This window comes from Bacillus sp. GBSW19, from assembly GCF_002998655.1.
GTDB lineage: Bacteria > Bacillota > Bacilli > Bacillales > Bacillaceae > Bacillus.
Genome location: NZ_PVRF01000002.1, coordinates 98,051 through 116,292, shown reverse-complemented (window position 1 = coordinate 116,292; position 18,242 = coordinate 98,051). Strand labels below are relative to the sequence as shown.

Below are 18,242 nucleotides of genomic sequence, written 5' to 3'. Positions count from 1 at the left end.
TACAACTGACAGTTGCTGCTGTCCCATGAGGAGGTGGAGCGTTTGAGTCTTCTTTGGGTTTTTTATGAGGAGGATTATCAAACCGTCCGTTTAGACGAGCAGTTCAATCGAGAAGCTGTGATTGGACCTGAAATAGAGCATACGGTGACAATCCCTACACTTTCGTTTGATGAAGGGGTCATCCGTTTATCTCCCGATGAACCGAATGATGGCTTTTCCATTTATCAGGGTGAAGGGAAGAAAGGCACATTACTTCTACATGAACCATATAAACTTGGATCACTTACACTTATGTTAATGGAAGCACATCATGACCAACACATTTATTACCTAGGAAATAGAGTCGAGCTGTCTTTTTCACGTGAGGAAAAAGATGGTATTGATGTGTGGAAAGAACAAGCGCATTCCATGTTTCAAGATGCGAGCCAGTTTACTTTGGAGAAAATCGAAGGAACTTGGTATGTCATGCCTCAGGACGAGACGATTTATGTGAACGGGAAAAAAATCCATGGTCCAGAGAAGGTTTATACTGGAGATGAACTGTTCTGGAACTTTCTAACGGTGACATTGAAAGATGATGATTTATTGCAGGTGACTGCATATGAACCATTTCAAACACGTTTGGAAAAAACAAAAGCACCAAGCACAGAAACAAAACAAAAATATCCTTTATATAGACGAACACCTCGTTTAATTTATGACCTGCCAGATGACCGGGTATCCTTTAGCTTTCCTTCGCAGGAGAGTGAAAATAACAGCAGAGGGCTTTGGCTTGTTGTCCTTCCGCCGCTTGTGATGCTCCTTGTGATGGGAATTGTCGCTCTTGTCCAGCCGCGCGGGATCTTTATTGTCGTGTCGATGGCGATGTTTATCATGACCTTAATCACATCGTCCGTTCAATACTTTAAAGAGAAATCACAACGCAAAAGACGGGAAGAGAAACGGCAGCGAGTCTATTCTCTATACTTAGAAAATAAACGAAAAGAGCTGCAAGAGCTCTACGACCGCCAGCAATATATTTTGACGTATCATTATCCGTCATTTGAACAAATGAAGTACTTAACGTCAGAAATTAGCGGCCGGATTTGGGAAAAAACACTTGTGAGTGACGATTTCTTGCAGCTGCGTCTTGGGACGGGTGCAGTCCCATCAAGCTATGAATTATCGATGAGCGGTGGCGATATGGCCAATCGTGACATGGATGACTTAATGGAACAAACGCAGCACATGCAACAGGTCTATCGTGAAGTGAAGGATGTACCCATTACATTTGGTCTTGCAGATGGCCCAACAGGCTTGATTGGAAAGCCAGCCATTGTGAAAAAGGAGCTTCATCAACTTGTCGGACAGCTTGCTTTCTCGCACAGCTATCACGATTTGAGATTTGTCTTTATTTTTCATGAGCAGGAGTATGAGAATTGGGAATGGATGAAATGGCTTCCGCATTTCCAGCTGCCTCATACATACGGCAAAGGGTTTATTTACAACGAACAAACACGCGATCAGCTGTTGTCCTCGATTTATGAAATTTTACGTGAGCGTGATTTAGAAGAAGAAAAAGAGAAAAAAATCTTTACGCCTCACTTTGTGTTTATCGTGACAAATCACGAGCTTATTGCTGAACATGTGATTTTAGAATATTTAGAAGGCAGCCGGACTGACCTTGGCATCTCAATTATCTTTGCTGCTGAAACAAAGGAAAGCTTAGCTGAAAATATCTCGACGCTTGTCCGTTATATTAACGAAGAAGAAGGAGATATTCTCATTCAGCACAAGAAAGCCGTCCGAATTCCATTTCAGCTTGATACACATGAGCGCGGGGACAATGAGCTGTTTGCCAGAACGCTGAGAACATTAGATCATCAAGTTGGAATGACCAACTCGATTCCTGAAACGGTCTCCTTCCTTGATCTTTTTCATGCCAAACAGGTAGACGACATTGGCATTCGTGAAAAATGGCTCACATCGGAAACGGCCAAATCACTATCTGTGCCAATCGGTTATAAAGGGAAAAATGACATTGTGGATCTGAATCTGCATGAAAAAGCACACGGTCCGCACGGCCTGTTGGCGGGAACAACAGGATCAGGGAAAAGTGAATTTTTACAGACGTACATTTTATCGCTCGCTGTACACTTTCATCCACATGAAGTCGCTTTCCTGCTGATTGACTATAAAGGAGGCGGAATGGCGCAGCCGTTCCGAAATATTCCTCATTTACTTGGCACCATCACCAATATTGAAGGCAGCAAAAACTTTAGTGAAAGAGCGCTTGCCTCAATTAAAAGTGAATTGAAGAAAAGACAACGGTTGTTTGATCAATATCATGTGAATCACATCAATGATTATACGAAGCTCTATAAGGAGAAAAAGGCTGAACAGGCAATGCCTCATTTATTCTTAATCTCTGATGAGTTTGCTGAATTAAAAAGTGAAGAGCCGGACTTTATCAGGGAGCTTGTCAGTGCTGCACGTATCGGCCGAAGCCTCGGGGTCCATCTCATTTTGGCTACACAAAAGCCAGGCGGAGTCATCGATGATCAAATTTGGAGTAACTCCCGCTTTAAGGTGGCACTAAAAGTACAAGATGCGTCAGACAGTAAGGAAATTTTGAAAAATAGTGATGCGGCGTCCATTACCGTTACAGGCCGCGGCTACTTACAAGTGGGGAACAATGAAATTTATGAATTGTTCCAATCAGCTTGGAGCGGTGCGCCTTATATGGAAGATGGCTACGGATCAGAAGATGACATTGCCATTGTGACAGATACTGGACTCATTCCGTTATCAGGGGTAAGCACAGAGCCGGCAGTGAAGAAAGAGACAGTATCGGAGATTTCTGCTGTTGTGGATGAAATTGAACGTATGCAGCAGGAGCTTGGGATTGAGAAGCTCCCAAGTCCATGGCTTCCACCGCTTGAAGAACGGATTCCAAAATCACGTTATGCGTCGAGTGAAGAGCATGTCTTCCATTTTGCGCTTGTCGATGAGCCAGATCAGCAAAGCCAGCATCCACTTTCTTATCAAATGATGGAAGATGGGAACATTGGCATCTTCGGTTCCTCCGGCTACGGCAAATCACTTGCTGCCACAACACTGCTCATGAGCTTTGCGGAGAGATATTCACCTGAAGAATGGCATGCGTATATTTATGACTTCGGAAACGGGACATTGCTTCCGTTAGCCAAGCTGCCGCATACGGCGGATTATTTCTTAATGGATCAAATGAGAAAGATTCAAAAGTCAATGACGCGTTTGCGGGAAGAGGTTGAATACCGCAAGCGGTTATTCAGGCAACAAGAAATGAGTCATATCAAAATGTACAACGCCTTAAATGAGAAAAAGCTCCCGTTCATTTTCATCGTGATCGACAACTTTGACATTGTCAAAGACGAAATGCATGAACTTGAATCTGAATTTATCCAGCTGAGCCGTGATGGACAATCATTAGGAATTTACTTCTTGATTACAGCGACTCGGGTAAACGCAGTCCGCCAATCTCTTATGAACAACTTGAAAACAAAGGTCGTCCATTACTTAATGGATCAAGGAGAGGCGTACTCGATTATTGGCAGACCGAAATTCAGCTTAGAGCCGATTCCAGGACGAGTCATTATCAACAAAGAAGAGCTTTACTTTGCACAAATGTTCCTGCCAGTTGAAGGAGAGAACGATCTCGAACTGTTTGAGCATTTGAAAGAAGAGATACAACTTCTTCATGATCGCTTTGAATCAGCTGAAAAACCAAAGCCTGTGCCAATGCTTCCTGATAAACTGACCATTTGGGAGCTAGAGAGTCGTTTAGAAGAACAAAAACAGCCGTATGACATTCCAGTCGGACTAGATGAGGAATCTGTTGCACCTGTTTACTTTGACTTGAAAAAGAATAAACACTGCCTCATCATCGGTCAAACGCAGCGAGGGAAAACAAATGTGACAAAACTGATGCTTGATCAGCTTTTAGCAGCAAAACCTGAGAAACTGGCCGTGTTTGATTCGATTGATCGGGGTCTTTCCCATTATGCAAAGGAAGAGAATATCGATTACCTTGAAACAAAGGATGATATTACCGAATGGGCAGAGGAAATAGACCGTTTATTCAAGGTGCGGGAAGAGATGTACGTCGAAGCTGTACGCAGGGGAGAGACCGATCAGTTGTCGTTCCCTCAAATTGTGCTTGTGATTGATGGCATTACGCGTTTTCAGCAGACGATCGATCCGCGTCTTCAAGATCAATTGGCTGATTTCATGAAGTCATATGCACACCTAGGCTTTAGCCTGATCGCATCAGGGAATCATACCGAATTCAGTAAAGGCTATGATGCACTCACAAACGAAATCAAACAAGTTCGTCATGCCATGTTACTCATGAAAAAATCAGAGCAAAACATCATACCGCTTCCATATGCAAGACAAGAACCAGATATTCAGCCAGGGTTCGGGTATTTGGTTGAAAACGGGAAAGAGAAGAAAATCCAGGTTCCTTTATGTGCGGTAGAAAGGAAGAGTGTTCAATGACAGAGCAGCAAAAAAGCTCCATCAAAATCGTATCGACCATGATATTGATTCTTGTTCTGCCGGTTTTATTTTTCCACCTCATTGGAGATGACCCGGCAAAACAGAAAAAGAATGCCACACGTAATATTGCTGTGGTCAATGAAGATATGGGAGCGAGCGAAAGTGAAAACACCGCTCGTTTCGGACAGGATGTCGTGGCAGCATTATCAGAGCGTCCAGATTATACATGGACCGTAGTGAATCGCAGTGCGGCGGAAAATGGACTGAAAAACAGAAAGTATGACGCTGTCCTCTATATTCCGTCTGATTTCTCTAAAAATGTGCTCAGCTATGATAAAGACCACCCTGAAAAGGCATCCATTCAATTTTCCATTCAAGATCAGCTCAATTCAGTCAATAAAGAGAAAGTGCAAAGAGAGCTGGAAAATGCGCAAAAGAAAATGAATGAACAGATGTCAACGTTATACTGGAGTTTTGTATCACAGGAAATCGGCAATGTCAGAGAAGAGTTTGAGCATATTGTCGGCAAAGAAGTCGAATTCCAAAACACAATGTATAATTTCTATAAGCCGAACTCAAACAAATTATCAGATGCCGTTCAGCAGCAGAAGAAACAAATAGAAGAATTAAAAAATGCGATGACCGATTCACAGAAACAGTATAAAGACGGTTTGAGTACAACAGAAGAAGCAAAGAACCAGTTAAAGGACTTTGTGAAAGCAGTCGATCAATACCAGCAGTATCAAGACAAACAAAAGGACCTCTTGATCAAAGCGCAATCGACAAGTCAAAAACAAATCCAGCAAGGGCTCAAACAGCTTGCTGATATTCAAAACCAAAATGCCCGCAGCTTTAGTGATCAAATGGGCGGACTAAAAACAGACATCAACGGGGTACAAAGTAAGCTGAACACAACTGACAGCGCCATTCAATCTGTTCAAAAGTCAAGAGAGGACGCCATTCCTAAGCAAGCAACGGGATTAACGGATCTTGTGATGGCGTCTCAAGAAGAACTGATTAAAAAGTATGAAGATCGTTACTTAAAAGACTATCGAAATAAGATATCAGCCTTGCAAACGAAGCTATTGGCTAAACGGCAAGAGTTGATGGATGAGCCTGAGCGTCCAGTTGACTCTGATGATGACGGGCCATCAGATCAAGATAATGAAAAACCAGAAGAGATTGGGATTAACCTAGATGAAGAAACAAATGAGCTCTCGCAAATTTCAACAGAAATGAACAACCTTGCAGATGAATTAGGAGAACAGGAGACGCCGCCTTCTACTGAAGATGGCAAAGAAGGTGAAGGCGATGAAAATCCTGCTCAGCCAGATACCGGCAGCACGAATTCATCTCAGGATGACCTTAAAGCACTCTCTACTCGTTTAGAAGAAGTGAAAAAGAAAATTCAAGAAAAAGCTACCGCTCATAATGACGAATTGAAAGATAAAGTGAGTCAAATGAGTAAAGAGCTTGAGAGCCTTACGAAAAAAGTAGAAAAGCTTGAAAAGATGTTCCTATGGTTACAAGATCGATATAATGTGATTCCAAATGAAATCAAAAATCAGGAATCCTCTATTTTAAGCAAAGTAAAAGAGCTGAAGCGCAGAAACTCACCGATTGGTGAAGCCTTTAATGATAACCTTTTTGAGAAAAAATTTGAAACAAATTCAACAAGAACTAAAAAATTAATGGACTATTCCAATCAACTCTCCCAGCTAGAGCTGATGATTGCAAATGTCTATCAACCATCTAATAACTCTTCTCTACTAGACACAAAAGAAGAGAAAATCCAGTCCATCCTCTCCATCAAAAAAGAGGAAACAGAAAACTGGGATACGCTCAAAAACCAGATGCTGACGTCAAACGATGATGTGTCTACTTTTATTGATGAGATGCAGAAGTTTTCAGATGGCTATGCAGAATACATTTCGACTCAGCAGGCAAGCATGGAACAGGAATTAAATACAATCTCTGAAAGTGCGGACAATGTTGCGGAGCAAATGGCTGATCAAGGAGATGCAGTGTATACGGCAGACCTTGCAGGCAGTTCAATTGTTGTCAGTGCACAGGATTCAATTGGTCAGGAAGTGCTTCGTCTTTCTGAAAATATGAGTTCGTTAACCGACCGCCAAAAAGGGGTGGCGGATTATACGAATAACATTGAAGAGAGTGTGACAACAGTTCAAGAAAAAGCGGATACGTTGAATGAAAACTGGAGCAAGAATGTCAACTCTACGAAGCTTGTTCAGCAAGATTTGAAAGGTATTTTAGGAAACACATTGAGTGATCAAGGCAACAGCAACTATGTGTATAACCACTTAGCCAATCCGCTGAAAATTAGCGGTGATGTGCCGGAAGAAAAAACGCAGACGGTACCGCCAGTGGTCATTTTGGTCATTGTGATGATCAGTAGTTTGTTAATTGGCTTTTTCAGCTCGTATTATGCGGCAGCTCCGATGCTGGTTAAAGGTGCACTGTTTGGCATCTTAAATCTATTAGTCGGACTCATGATCAGCTTGTTTGGACTGAACATTTACAAGCTTGCAGATGATCAAGCGATTCAGTGGTCCATTTTCACGATTTTACTATTAGTGGCTTGTTCCGCCTTTATTCGCACGGCGTTCCTTTTCGGCTCTATTGCCGGATGGATGGCAGCAACGGCGCTTATTTTCTTCTTTGTCGCACCATTAATTGATTTGGTGATGCCGAATTTCTATTTCACAAATCCAGTGACAGACGTGTACCTATCCATCCAATATGGAAATGGAGATCACTTTGGAATGGGTGTTATAGGATTAGTGATTTTAACTGTCCTCTTCATGGCCATCCCGCTTGTGACAAAGCTATGGAAAGATAAAACGGAGGAACGTGATGTGACTCATGAGGCTTAATCTGTTCGTGAAAGGGGTGGCACTTGGTGTCATGTCCCTTTTTCTCCTCATTCCTGCTGCTTTCGCTGCTGGTGAAGATACGGATACAAATGTCAAGCCGAATGAATATCAGGAAAAAGAACTCAATATTAACTCAAGTATATTGAGGGATCAAACGAAATACGAACAAAGCAAAAAGACATCAACAGTCAAAACAGACATTCATTTTGCTGAACCGCCTAAAACTCCGGGAGGGTCTCTTTCTCCGCAGCTTTTCAGTGATCTAAAAGAGAACCCGCCCAAAACATCAGCTCACATGATGGAAGAGATGAATATCTCTTTTCGTGATGCCGCTGTATCAGCACCTTCTGGCGATGATCACAAGAAGCAGACATCAGCACTGCTTCCCATCATCTTTGGTTTCTTAATCGTCTTTGGCATTGTCGTGATGTTCATTCTGATTCCTAAGGTGAATGTGAAGGCTGAAAAGAAATAGCCTGTCTCTTTGAAAAGAGGCAGGCTTTTCTTATGCAGATTGCTTGATGTCATACCGTTCCACTACGTAAAATAGTGTTATCAAGGGAGGAGATTGTCATTCGAATTTCAATCGTTACAGGCGGATCAAAAGGATTTGGTCTAGCACTTGTGAACCGGCTGCTTTCACGCGGGGACCATGTGTATACGGCAGCAAGAAGTGCATCGCCGATTTACCATCCGGAGCTCACACATACACAGGTCGACCTGACAGATGAGAAAGCAGCAGCCAAATGGCTTCAAGATAGTCTCACGCCGCAAACACTGGCAGCTGCTGATGACATCTTATTCGTCAATAATGCAGGCATGGTGACACCTATCAAACGTGTGGGGCAAGGCGGACAGGATACGCTTCATCAGCATTATACGTTGAATCTTGTCATCCCTGTTTTGCTGAGCCATGTTTTTACCAAGCAGACTCAATCATATAGCGGAAAGAAAACGATCGTTCACCTTTCTTCTGGAGCGGCGAAAAACCCTTATAAAGGCTGGAGTGCGTATTGCAGCTCAAAGGCAGGACTTGATATGTTTATGAGGACTTTGCATGAGGAACAGCAGGACGAGGCGTATCCAATCAACACGTTTTCATTTTCCCCTGGCACCATTGATACAGATATGCAGGGGGAGATTCGGAAGTCATCAAAACAGGACTTCGAACAAATTGACCGTTTTCAGCAATTATATGAAACAGGCACGCTGAAGAGTCCAGATGAAGTCGCAGGTATTTTGCTCGATCTTTTAGCGGATGATCCAGCTGGCGGATGCGTATACGATGCACGTGAGTATGTGAAAAAGCAGTCATAACGACTGTAGCAGCGTGAAGACAAACCCTCGCATTCGGTGTCTGTCCTGCGTGCCGGTGCTCACGAATCTCAAATTCGCTCCGCGCCAGTACTCGGCCTTCCTAGACTTCAAGGGTTTTCATATCACGCTGTACAAGACGAAAAAAGCAGTTATCACGACTGCTTTTTTCGTCTTGTACAAGCAAAACCAGCTGATTTGACATAAGCTAATCTTGAGACTCATAGAAAATATAACAGAACATTTGAGTTTCTTTTCAGAATATGTTAGGATGCTAAAAATATAGATAAGGAGGGGTTTCCATGAGAAAGGTTACATTAATGGATGTTTACACCCATCCAGTTGCTCAAAAGTATTTAAATCGTTCAGGAAAAGCCCATGCGATTGCTTGTGCTTATCACGCATTCAAGCTGGCGATGCAGGCGGGAATTAACCCAGATCTGGCTGTGAAAGCAGCACTCTTGCATGATATCGGCCACTATGAATGGTATACAGCCGGCGGAGAATGGGATTACGAGACATATAGAAGAAATGATATTCATGCCATTAAAGGTGCAGAGCGGGCACACAAACTGCTCATACGGCTCGGGGAGGAACCAAAAGCAGCCAAAGATATTGCACTTGCGATTCTGCTTCATACGGATTCATATTTGCCAGAGGGCGACCTCCATAAGGACACACTCCAGCAAATTGTGAAGAAAGCAGATGAAATGGATGAAGAGCCTGGCGGACACCACCATTACAGACAAATAGACGAATCATTGGCAATGAAAAAGATTGCCGATTTGGATCAGAAAGTGCAGCAGGCACTCCAGCCCATGAAACGCTCTGTTTAGTATGGAATGTCTCCATGAATCGTTCCGTGCTGATCGACATACAACGTGCGAATAACGGTACGGTTAAACGCAGATGTTCCTGACGTAGTGAGTCCGGTGTAATGCACCGTGACGGAATAAGCACCTTCTTTTTTCAATTGAATGGCTGATGAGGTACTTGTTTTCAGTGGATGGTCCTTTTGTGCATCTTTAAAGTAATTGGTTTCCACTGATTTGCTTAACCGTTTAATCAGACCGCTTGAATGGGTCGATGCATCCCCTGACTTCGATGCAGCTGCTTTAATTTCTTCATTTAATGGTGAATCAAAGGATACAAGCAGCAGATAAGGAGCCTTTTTGCCTGAATTCGATCGAATCGTCCATTTTCCAGGAACGGGCTTATTGATTTGCACATGGTGTGAATATGCGCCTTCATATGGGAAAGATGCTTCCGATGTCTTAAGGTTTGTTAAGACGTCTCCATTTGGGGCGATGATTTCTGGCCGCGTCTCCTGCCTTTCATTTAACCACTGAATCGATAAGCCATTCGTTCCTTCCTCTACATAGAACGCTTCTGTTTTATCCTTTTCACTTTCTCCACCTTTCACATAAACATCTGTATTCAGCTCAGCAGAAACGGGCTCTTGTTCCTCTTTATTTTCATTTTCAGCGCTTGCGACATTTGCCAGAAGCTGATGCTGGAACACAGGAAACATACTTGTGCCGTTTTTGATTGAATGATGATCCCATTTTCCTGTTAAAATATTGTTTGCATACGATAGTCTTGTGCTGTTTACTGTGACGGCGCCATCATTTGCACCAAAGCTCTTTAAATACATGCCGCCTAAATACAGCACACCGCCAAATGTTCCCCATTCCGAGCCAGAGTAGGTGACATATTTATTGGGAAACGCCTCCAGCTGGTCGGTTTCACTTCGAAAAGCCGCCATCAGACCGGTTTGCAAAGAATAAAGCGCGTCGCTTTTTTGTCCAAGAATTTGCGCGAGCCAGCTTCCGCCCTTGCTATACGCTAGATCCGCAAGCGGTGTCCCGTTATGAGGAGAGCCGAGAGTAATGACTTTTTCCACATAGGGATGTGCTTTGAAATACACCAGTGCGGACTGTGTATCGACCCCGCCTTTACTATGACCAATCACGATGAGTTTTCTACCAAACGCATCATAGATTTCTTTGAGCTTTTCTGCTAATAGTTTGCCGTTCTTTTTCATGTCCTGATCTGGATGCAAATCTATGAATGCGCTTTCGTATCCGTTCAGAACAGCCTGCTTTGCCATATCGTTTCGATCGGACCAAGTGGAGGAGGAGCTGTTAATGCCATGAACAAAAACAAGTGGTGGTTTTGACTCGTCTTTTTGAACGGGCTCTTCTCCTTTAAACCACTTCCCCGGCGTCCCAGGTGGATCTCCAATTGTGCCTGCATACGTATAACTTGCAGAGGATAGAAAGAGCATGACAGCAACAATACAGATGAGTTTTTTCAAGACAATTCACCTCTTCGAATGATTTAAATTGTTGGCAGCACCAATCTATTATACTTCTTAAAAATGTAAAAACGTACTATTTGTAAAAATATGGTATTAATGTTGTGGGTTTGCCCTGAGTGACATTCACATGGGTTCATGCATACGCTGTGGGTAAATACACAAGTAAAGGGGCAGGTAGGATGGCACAACAAGGAAGTCCACAGCTTGTTTCATTAGTTGATCCATATGTTTATCAAACATTGCAGAAAGTGGTCGGTATGAGATTAATTGTGCAAACAGTGAAAGATACGGTGCGTGGGAAATTGAAGGAAGTTATGCCGGATCATATTGTGATTGAAGCGGGGGCGAAATCAGTTTTTTATGTGCGGATCCAGCAAATCGTGTCGGTGATGCCTGATCACAGTGAAAGAGTGTAACAAGCAGACGCATAGATGTCTGCTTTTTTTTCATGCTTATAGAATGTATATCTGGAAAAAGTGCATGATATACCAATTGTTCTTTTTTTTTCAAAAAATGAGGTTCTAAAACAAGAAGCAGTTGACAGAAGGTGGGTTGAATAGTAGTTTTTTAATAAGATCAATACGTAACAGGAGGAGCATCTTTGTTAAAATCTAAAGTTCATTTTTGGACATTCCAAATATTACTTGTTTTACTCATTGTCTATGTATCAACTAAGGTTTCGTTTTTATTTCAGCCGATTATTTTATTTGCATCAACACTGTTTGTCCCCATCTTACTGGCGGGTATTCTCTTTTTCATCTTTAATCCAATTGTTCGATTTTTGTCCAAGAAAATTCCTAGGACACTCGCTATCCTGATCATTTATCTCTTGTTCATTGGACTCATCACGTTCATCGTCAATGCTGCTGGACCGGTGATTGTCTCGCAGGTCGGTGGACTTGTCAAAAGCTTCCCTGGTTATGTGACGGACATGCAGAAGTTTATCAATGACTTTTCGCATTCTAAAACATTTACTTGGATGATGAACCAAGATTATGTGTCTGTCTCAAAATTTGAACAGACGATCGTTTCGACATTAAAAGATTTGCCGGAAAATATCGCTTCAAGTATGTCTGCGGTGTTTGGCGTGATTGCCAATATTGCTTTAGCCGTCATCACAGTTCCGTTCATTTTGTTTTATATGCTGAAAGACGGACATAAGTTTCCCGACAAGCTCGTTCAATTTTTGCCAATGCCTTACCGTAAGGAAGGATTGAAGATTTTTAAAGAATTAAACGACACACTTGCGGCTTACATACAGGGGCAGATTGTTGTCTGTTTATTTGTTGGAGTGGCTTGTTTTATCGGATACTTATTAATTGGTGTGAAATATGCGCTTATTCTCGGTATTATCATTGCGGTCACAAATGTGATCCCGTACCTTGGACCATATCTTGGCGCGGCACCAGCTGTGCTGATTGCCTTTCTTGATTCGCCTGGAAAAGCAGTGGTGACAGTGATTGTGATTCTTGTCGTTCAGCAAATTGACGGAAATGTCATTTCTCCATTGATCATTGGGAAACGCCTTAACACACACCCTTTGACCATTATCCTGCTGTTAATTGGGGCAGGAAGCTTTGGGGGCATCCTTGGCATGATCTTTGCAGTCCCTGTCTATGCACTGCTCAAAGCGATCACCTTGAATATTGTCAGATTGGTTCAGCTGCGTCAGCGGTCTCGTAAAGAACAGCATTTAAACGTATAGGGCAGATGCACAACTTTTCCCTTTTTGCATAAGATGGTTGACATAAGCAGATAGGGGGAGATTCTGATGCCTGCAATCGTTGGACCTATTCATATCGAGTCATTAGGAGGAAACGGTGCAGCTACTTTCGGTGATGTACTGGCCATTGCCCCTTTGGCTGTAAACCACTCCACTGGCGGGGCGGGAGCCTTTAATTCAGGTGATTATATGTCTCTTACAAGTGATCCTAATGCGACGATGCTTTGGGACTTCACATTGTTTGACCAGCCTCAATCATTTAATGCATAGAAAGACAGCTGGTGATCAAATATCAGCTGTCTTTTTTTATTTGTGATACACGTATTGTTGAGCTGGGCAAATGATGTGGATAGAAAAGGTGGTGGCGCAATGCCAGCGATTGTTGGACCTATTCATATAGATCGTGTGTACGGAAATGGGGCGGCACATTTCGGCGGTGTTTTTCCCATTTCGCCAAAAAGTGTTGATTACTCCGCCGGTGGTTCAGGTATCTATAATGCAGGGGACCTCGTCCAATTTTTTAACAGTCCAAACGTCACATTTGTTTGGGATTTAAATCTTATTAGTCAGCAAAAGAGCTTCAATGCGTAGCCAGCTTTGAAAGGGATTTCCTTTTCAGAAGCTGTCTTTTTTTATGGTACAATGGATATGGATGTAAGAAGAAAAAAGAGGTGTGAACAGAGTCAAATGAAAATTAGAAAAGCACACATCACAAGCCGGCAACCAAAGACCTACAATGTATATTTACATGAAAATAAAAAAGAATATAAAACGCTTGTTGCCGTACCTGACATTGAATGGAGTATATCCATTGCGTACGAGGACGAAAAAGAGCAGCTGATCCATACGCTCGAGCAATCCTTAATGGAAAGAGCAGAAACAGACGAAGCCCGTGAGCTTGCACTAAAGATTGTGCACTGGGTCACAGAAATGTAAATTTTAAAACCAGGAGTGAAAACAGCGATGAAAGAAGAATCCGTAGACTTTTATTTGCAGCAAGGAATATTTGGACATGCTGAAACAAAGCCCGATGAACGAAGAATGTTTCTCGGTTCATTAAGGGAACGAGCGCTTCTCGCCCTGACAAAGGGACAGGTATTACGAAATAAACCGTATCAAGAGGTCGAACAAGTATTAAAGTCCAACCGTCAGGCCACTGTTCTTTTAAATGGTGAGTTGTCCTATGCTTCATATTCTCAATATGTGAAAATGGCTAATGCCGCTGGTTGTTCCTTTAAAGTGGTGAATCATTATGAGGCGCATTCTCCTTTTGGTCTTGTGATAGAGCTGCCGAATGCGGTTAATCAAGAGCACATCTATATAGAAGATGAGCTGCTTCAAAAGGCTTTTTCTCACGAATCTGTTGAATAGGTTTCCCTAGTGAAATGAATAGGCTATAATGAGTCAAAAGAGCATATGGGAGAGATGCGGATGGGCAAAGCATTGATTTGTATTGATTATACCGTTGATTTTGTTGCAGACGATGGAAAATTGACATGCGGAAAGCCTGGACAGGCGATTGAGCCTAAGATCACAGAGATCACTTCTTCGTTTATTGATGAAGGACACTTTGTCGTCTTTGCAGTCGATCATCATGAAGAGCAAGACCCTTTTCATCCAGAGACAAAGTTATTTCCGCCCCATAATATTCGCGGGACAAAGGGAATTGAACTTTATGGCAAACTAAGTTCACTATTTCACACGTCAAAACATTTAAAGCATGTCTACTATATGGAAAAAACAAGATACTCTGCTTTTGCAGGCACTCAATTAGAAATGAAACTGCGCGAACGCGGCATCACTGAACTTCATTTAGCCGGCGTATGTACCGATATTTGTGTACTTCATACAGCTGTTGATGCGTACAATAAAGGCTTCGAACTTGTGATTCACCAGAATGCTGTAGCGAGTTTTAATGAAGCGGGGCACGAGTGGGCACTTTCTCACTTTGAGCAGTCGCTTGGTGCGAAAGTGGTTAAGTAAGGGAAGGAGAATGGAAGTTGGAGCATCGGTTTATTGACGACAGTTTATCACTACATACAGATCTTTATCAAATTAACATGGCAGAAACGTATTGGAGAGACGGCATTCATGAGAAGAAGGCAGTTTTTGAACTCTTCTTCAGAAAGCTTCCATTTGACAATGGCTTCGCTGTATTTGCTGGTTTAGAGAAAGCGATTGAATATTTATCGAACTTCTCCTTCACCGAAAGTGATCTAGCGTATTTAAAAGATGAACTCGGTTATAAAAGCGATTTCATTGATTATTTAAGCGGGTTGTCCTTTACAGGAACACTTCATTCAATGCGTGAAGGCGAAATTGTCTTTGCAAATGAACCGATCATGCGCATCGAGGCAACGCTTGTAGAAGCGCAGCTAATCGAAACAGCCTTGCTGAATATCGTGAATTTCCAAACACTGATCGCAACAAAGGCGGCTCGGATTAAAGGAATCATTGAAGATGAGACAGCACTAGAATTCGGAACAAGACGTGCGCATGAAATGGATGCAGCGATGTGGGGAGCAAGAGCGGCACTCATCGGCGGCTTCCAGGCGACAAGTAATGTTCGTGCTGGGAAGCGCTTCAACATTCCAGTGTCAGGAACTCATGCCCATGCGCTTGTACAAGCATACCGCGATGAATATACGGCATTTAAAAAATACGCTGAAACCCATACAGACTGTGTCTTTTTAGTCGATACGTATGATACCGTGAGATCCGGTATTCCGAATGCCATTAAGGTAGCGAAAGAATTCGGAGACAAAATCAACTTTATTGGTGTCAGACTTGATAGCGGTGACCTTGCATACTTGTCTAAAAAAGCTAGAACGATGCTGGATGATGCAGGATTCCATGATGCAAAAGTCATTGCATCGAGCGATCTTGATGAACATACCATCATGAATTTAAAAGCACAGGGTGCCAAAATTGATGTGTGGGGTGTTGGGACAAAGCTGATCACAGCATTTGATCAGCCAGCCCTCGGTGCAGTGTATAAGCTTGTGTCCATTGAAGAAAACGGCAAAATGAATGATACCATCAAAATTTCATCCAACCCAGAAAAAGTGACAACACCAGGACGTAAACGTGTGTACCGCATCATCAATCAATTGAATCATCATTCTGAGGGTGACTACATTGCCCTTGAAGAGGAAGATGTTCATAGTGAGGATAAACTGAAAATGTTCCACCCTGTGCATACATTTATCAGCAAATTTGTCACAAACTTTGTGGCTAAGGATCTTCATGTCCCTATTTTCGAACAAGGAAAACTTGTATATGACAATCCGGATATTCAAACGATTCAAGCTTATGTGCAGGATAGCCTCGGACTTTTCTGGGAGGAATATAAACGAATCAGCAAACCAGAAGAATACCCAGTCGATTTGAGTCAAAAATGCTGGGATAACAAGATGCAGTTTATCCATGACGTGAAAAATAAAATTAAAAAAGAGCTTTATGAAAGCTAATTGGAAGAAAAGGAGATCATCAAGCCGGGTGATCTCTTTTTTTATTTTTTGACCGATTCAAAGTGAACCATAAGCACAATCATTTGGTATACTGAAAGCACATCTTGTTTGTCATTGCATAAAGGAGGATTGGAGCAGTTGAGGGTGTTTGTTGCGAGACAGCCTATTTTTAACAGAAAAGAACAAGTCGTATCATATGAGCTGCTTTATAGAGATAGTGAAACCAATACATATAGCGCTGAAGACGGTGACCAAGCGACAACGGACCTCATTATAAATAGCTTTTTAAATATAGGTATCGAAACATTGACAGAAGGCAAACGATGCTACATTAATTTCACCGAAAGCTTACTTTCGTCTGATCTGCTCACCTATTTTGATCCGCATCAGCTTGTGATCGAGATATTAGAAAATGTACCGATTACCCCGGCACTTATTATGAGATGTAAGCAGTTAAAAAAATGGGGATATACGATTGCACTTGATGACTTTTTTCTAAGCGGAACACATTTTAGTGACAAGTTGCTTGACGAACTCCTCTATTGCATTGATATTTTAAAAATTGACTTTTTGAAGACCAATTCGGAAGAACGAAGAAATATTCTACATACGTATAAAAAATATCGACTTCGCTTCCTTGCAGAAAAGGTGGAAACGCGAAGAGAGTATGAAGAAGCGCTAGAAGCCGGCTTCCATTTGTTTCAAGGGTATTTCTTTAGCGAGCCTCGTGTCATATCAGGACGAGCATTATCGACCAGCTTCCATGCGTACCACCAGCTCTTAAATGAGCTGAGCAAGGAACAGCCGAATATCCAGGTCGTGACCCATTTTATTGAAAGTGACCTTTCGCTGTCATATCAATTATTAAAAATGCTGAATTCAGGCGGCATGAGACGTCTTTATCAAATCAAAAGTATCCGGCAGGCGATTATCCTGCTTGGGTTTAATGAAATTCGGCGCTGGATCTTTATTCTTTCATTTAAAGAACTGAATGTCCAAGCTAACTCAAGCCAAAAAGAAATTATCAAAATGTCATTCATTCGGGCGAAAACGTGTGAACTGATTGCGAGTCGTACTGAACGAGAGCACCCAGCCTCTTATATGCTGACAGGTATGTTTTCTCTCATTGATACGCTTGTCAGGGCAGATATTACAGAACTTGTGAAAGAGCTGCCGCTTTCTGATGAAGTTGGCGAGGCACTGCTTGGCTATGAAAATGATTATTCATTTGTGCTAGATGTAGCCAAACGAATTGAACGAAATGAATGGGATGATGAGATGTTAAATGGGGAACTCCCGAAGCAAGAAGCCTACGGCTGTTATATAGAAGCCATTGAATGGTGTCATAAAATGTTTGAATCTTAAGAAAAGCCGCTCACGTCAGAGCGGCTTTTTTTGTTATGCCCACTGTAAAAGAAGAAAAAGTCTGCTAGAGGCGAGAGACAAGTAGATACGAATGCCTTCTGGACTAAAGCGGATGTCAATGCCACTTTTCACACCGATTTGCTTCAGCATCCGGATGACACTTGTCGAATCAGAGCGCTCAGCAGCCTCCATGATGCGCTGTGCAAATGAAAGCGAGCTGGAAATCTGTTGTGTAATGAGTGAAGCATCAGCAACAAGTCGGGCTGATTCTTTTGCGGCTCGTTGAAACGAGTGGGCATCTACTGGAGGAAAAGTCATAGGTGTGCGCGGGTATGCATGGCTCATTGCGGGGACCTGCAAAGCAGGATAAGGAACATAGTAAAACATATGGTCACCTCTTCTCTCATTGACGTGAAATTGGACGGATATCTGTTCTAAATGTATGTAGAAAATCAGAATAAAGAATCAAAATGATCTTTCTATCTTTATAAATCCAACATAAAAATAGGTACTTTTGCGGTCAATTTCGGTGAATGTCGCCAAAAAATTGCGGTGTCCACAATAGGGTCTGTCGTCTGACCTATAACACGCAAAACCGAGGATATGGAAGGGATCATACGTTCTTATGTGAGAAAAGT

At 42.3% G+C, this 18,242-nt stretch carries 16 protein-coding genes; 14 read left to right on the top strand and 2 right to left on the bottom strand.

Annotation, left to right across the window (positions count from 1 at the left end; translation table 11 throughout):
• Positions 1-42: 42 nt before the first annotated feature.
• From essC to C6344_RS10365, 5 genes are all read left to right on the top strand, one after another.
• Positions 43-4,518 (top strand): type VII secretion protein EssC, encoded by a 4,476-nt coding sequence (gene essC, locus C6344_RS10385; RefSeq protein WP_106072928.1) that lies wholly within the window; start codon positions 43-45, stop codon positions 4,516-4,518.
• Entirely contained in the window at positions 4,515-7,412 is a 2,898-nt protein-coding gene (esaA, locus tag C6344_RS10380; protein WP_106072927.1) for a type VII secretion protein EsaA, read from the top strand. The genes essC and esaA overlap by 4 nt, the downstream gene beginning before the upstream one ends.
• Positions 7,402-7,887, top strand: a complete 486-nt coding sequence (essA, locus tag C6344_RS10375; RefSeq protein ID WP_034659843.1) for a type VII secretion protein EssA — start codon at positions 7,402-7,404, stop codon at positions 7,885-7,887. Before esaA ends, essA begins: the two co-directional genes overlap by 11 nt.
• 98 nt (positions 7,888-7,985) lie before the next feature.
• Positions 7,986-8,729 carry a (S)-benzoin forming benzil reductase gene (locus C6344_RS10370; protein ID WP_034660685.1) on the top strand — a complete coding sequence of 248 codons (744 nt, stop codon included), beginning with the start codon at positions 7,986-7,988 and terminating at the stop codon, positions 8,727-8,729.
• A 299-nt stretch (positions 8,730-9,028) separates the two neighbouring features.
• A complete protein-coding gene (locus tag C6344_RS10365) occupies positions 9,029-9,562 on the top strand; it encodes an HD domain-containing protein (RefSeq protein ID WP_060597222.1) in 534 nt (177 codons plus the stop codon).
• Here the strand turns inward: C6344_RS10365 and C6344_RS10360 are convergent.
• A complete protein-coding gene (locus C6344_RS10360) occupies positions 9,559-11,043 on the bottom strand; it encodes an esterase/lipase family protein (RefSeq protein ID WP_060597221.1) in 1,485 nt (494 codons plus the stop codon). The two genes, C6344_RS10365 and C6344_RS10360, sit on opposite strands and share 4 nt — an antisense overlap.
• Positions 11,044-11,225: 182 nt before the next feature.
• Here C6344_RS10360 and C6344_RS10355 point away from each other — a divergent pair, with 182 nt between their 5' ends.
• The 9 genes from C6344_RS10355 (at position 11,226) to C6344_RS10315 (ending at position 17,604) form a co-directional block, all read left to right on the top strand.
• Positions 11,226-11,462, top strand: coding sequence for a YuzF family protein (locus C6344_RS10355; protein ID WP_003213721.1), 237 nt, complete (start codon positions 11,226-11,228; stop codon positions 11,460-11,462).
• Positions 11,463-11,647: 185 nt separating this feature from the next.
• Entirely contained in the window at positions 11,648-12,751 is a 1,104-nt protein-coding gene (locus tag C6344_RS10350) for an AI-2E family transporter (protein ID WP_034659839.1), read from the top strand.
• Positions 12,752-12,817: 66 nt separating this feature from the next.
• Positions 12,818-13,039 (top strand): spore germination protein, encoded by a 222-nt coding sequence (locus C6344_RS10345; protein ID WP_034659837.1) that lies wholly within the window; start codon positions 12,818-12,820, stop codon positions 13,037-13,039.
• Between the two features lie 99 nt (positions 13,040-13,138).
• Positions 13,139-13,360, top strand: a complete 222-nt coding sequence (locus C6344_RS10340) for a spore germination protein (protein WP_106072926.1) — start codon at positions 13,139-13,141, stop codon at positions 13,358-13,360.
• Between the two features lie 96 nt (positions 13,361-13,456).
• The gene (locus C6344_RS10335; RefSeq protein WP_034660684.1) at positions 13,457-13,705 is read left to right on the top strand and encodes a YueH family protein; all 249 of its coding nucleotides are present in this window, start codon (positions 13,457-13,459) and stop codon (positions 13,703-13,705) included.
• A 27-nt stretch (positions 13,706-13,732) separates the two neighbouring features.
• Positions 13,733-14,140 (top strand): YueI family protein, encoded by a 408-nt coding sequence (locus tag C6344_RS10330; RefSeq protein WP_060597219.1) that lies wholly within the window; start codon positions 13,733-13,735, stop codon positions 14,138-14,140.
• A 60-nt stretch (positions 14,141-14,200) separates the two neighbouring features.
• Positions 14,201-14,752 (top strand): cysteine hydrolase family protein, encoded by a 552-nt coding sequence (locus tag C6344_RS10325; protein ID WP_060597218.1) that lies wholly within the window; start codon positions 14,201-14,203, stop codon positions 14,750-14,752.
• A gap of 17 nt (positions 14,753-14,769) precedes the next feature.
• Positions 14,770-16,239 (top strand): nicotinate phosphoribosyltransferase, encoded by a 1,470-nt coding sequence (locus C6344_RS10320; RefSeq protein ID WP_106072925.1) that lies wholly within the window; start codon positions 14,770-14,772, stop codon positions 16,237-16,239.
• A 138-nt stretch (positions 16,240-16,377) separates the two neighbouring features.
• Entirely contained in the window at positions 16,378-17,604 is a 1,227-nt protein-coding gene (locus C6344_RS10315) for an EAL and HDOD domain-containing protein (protein ID WP_106072124.1), read from the top strand.
• 33 nt (positions 17,605-17,637) lie between these two features.
• Here the strand turns inward: C6344_RS10315 and C6344_RS10310 are convergent, their stop codons facing one another.
• Positions 17,638-17,991, bottom strand: a complete 354-nt coding sequence (locus tag C6344_RS10310) for a YuzC family spore coat inner layer protein (protein ID WP_060597216.1) — start codon at positions 17,989-17,991, stop codon at positions 17,638-17,640.
• Between the last annotated feature and the right edge of the window lie 251 nt (positions 17,992-18,242).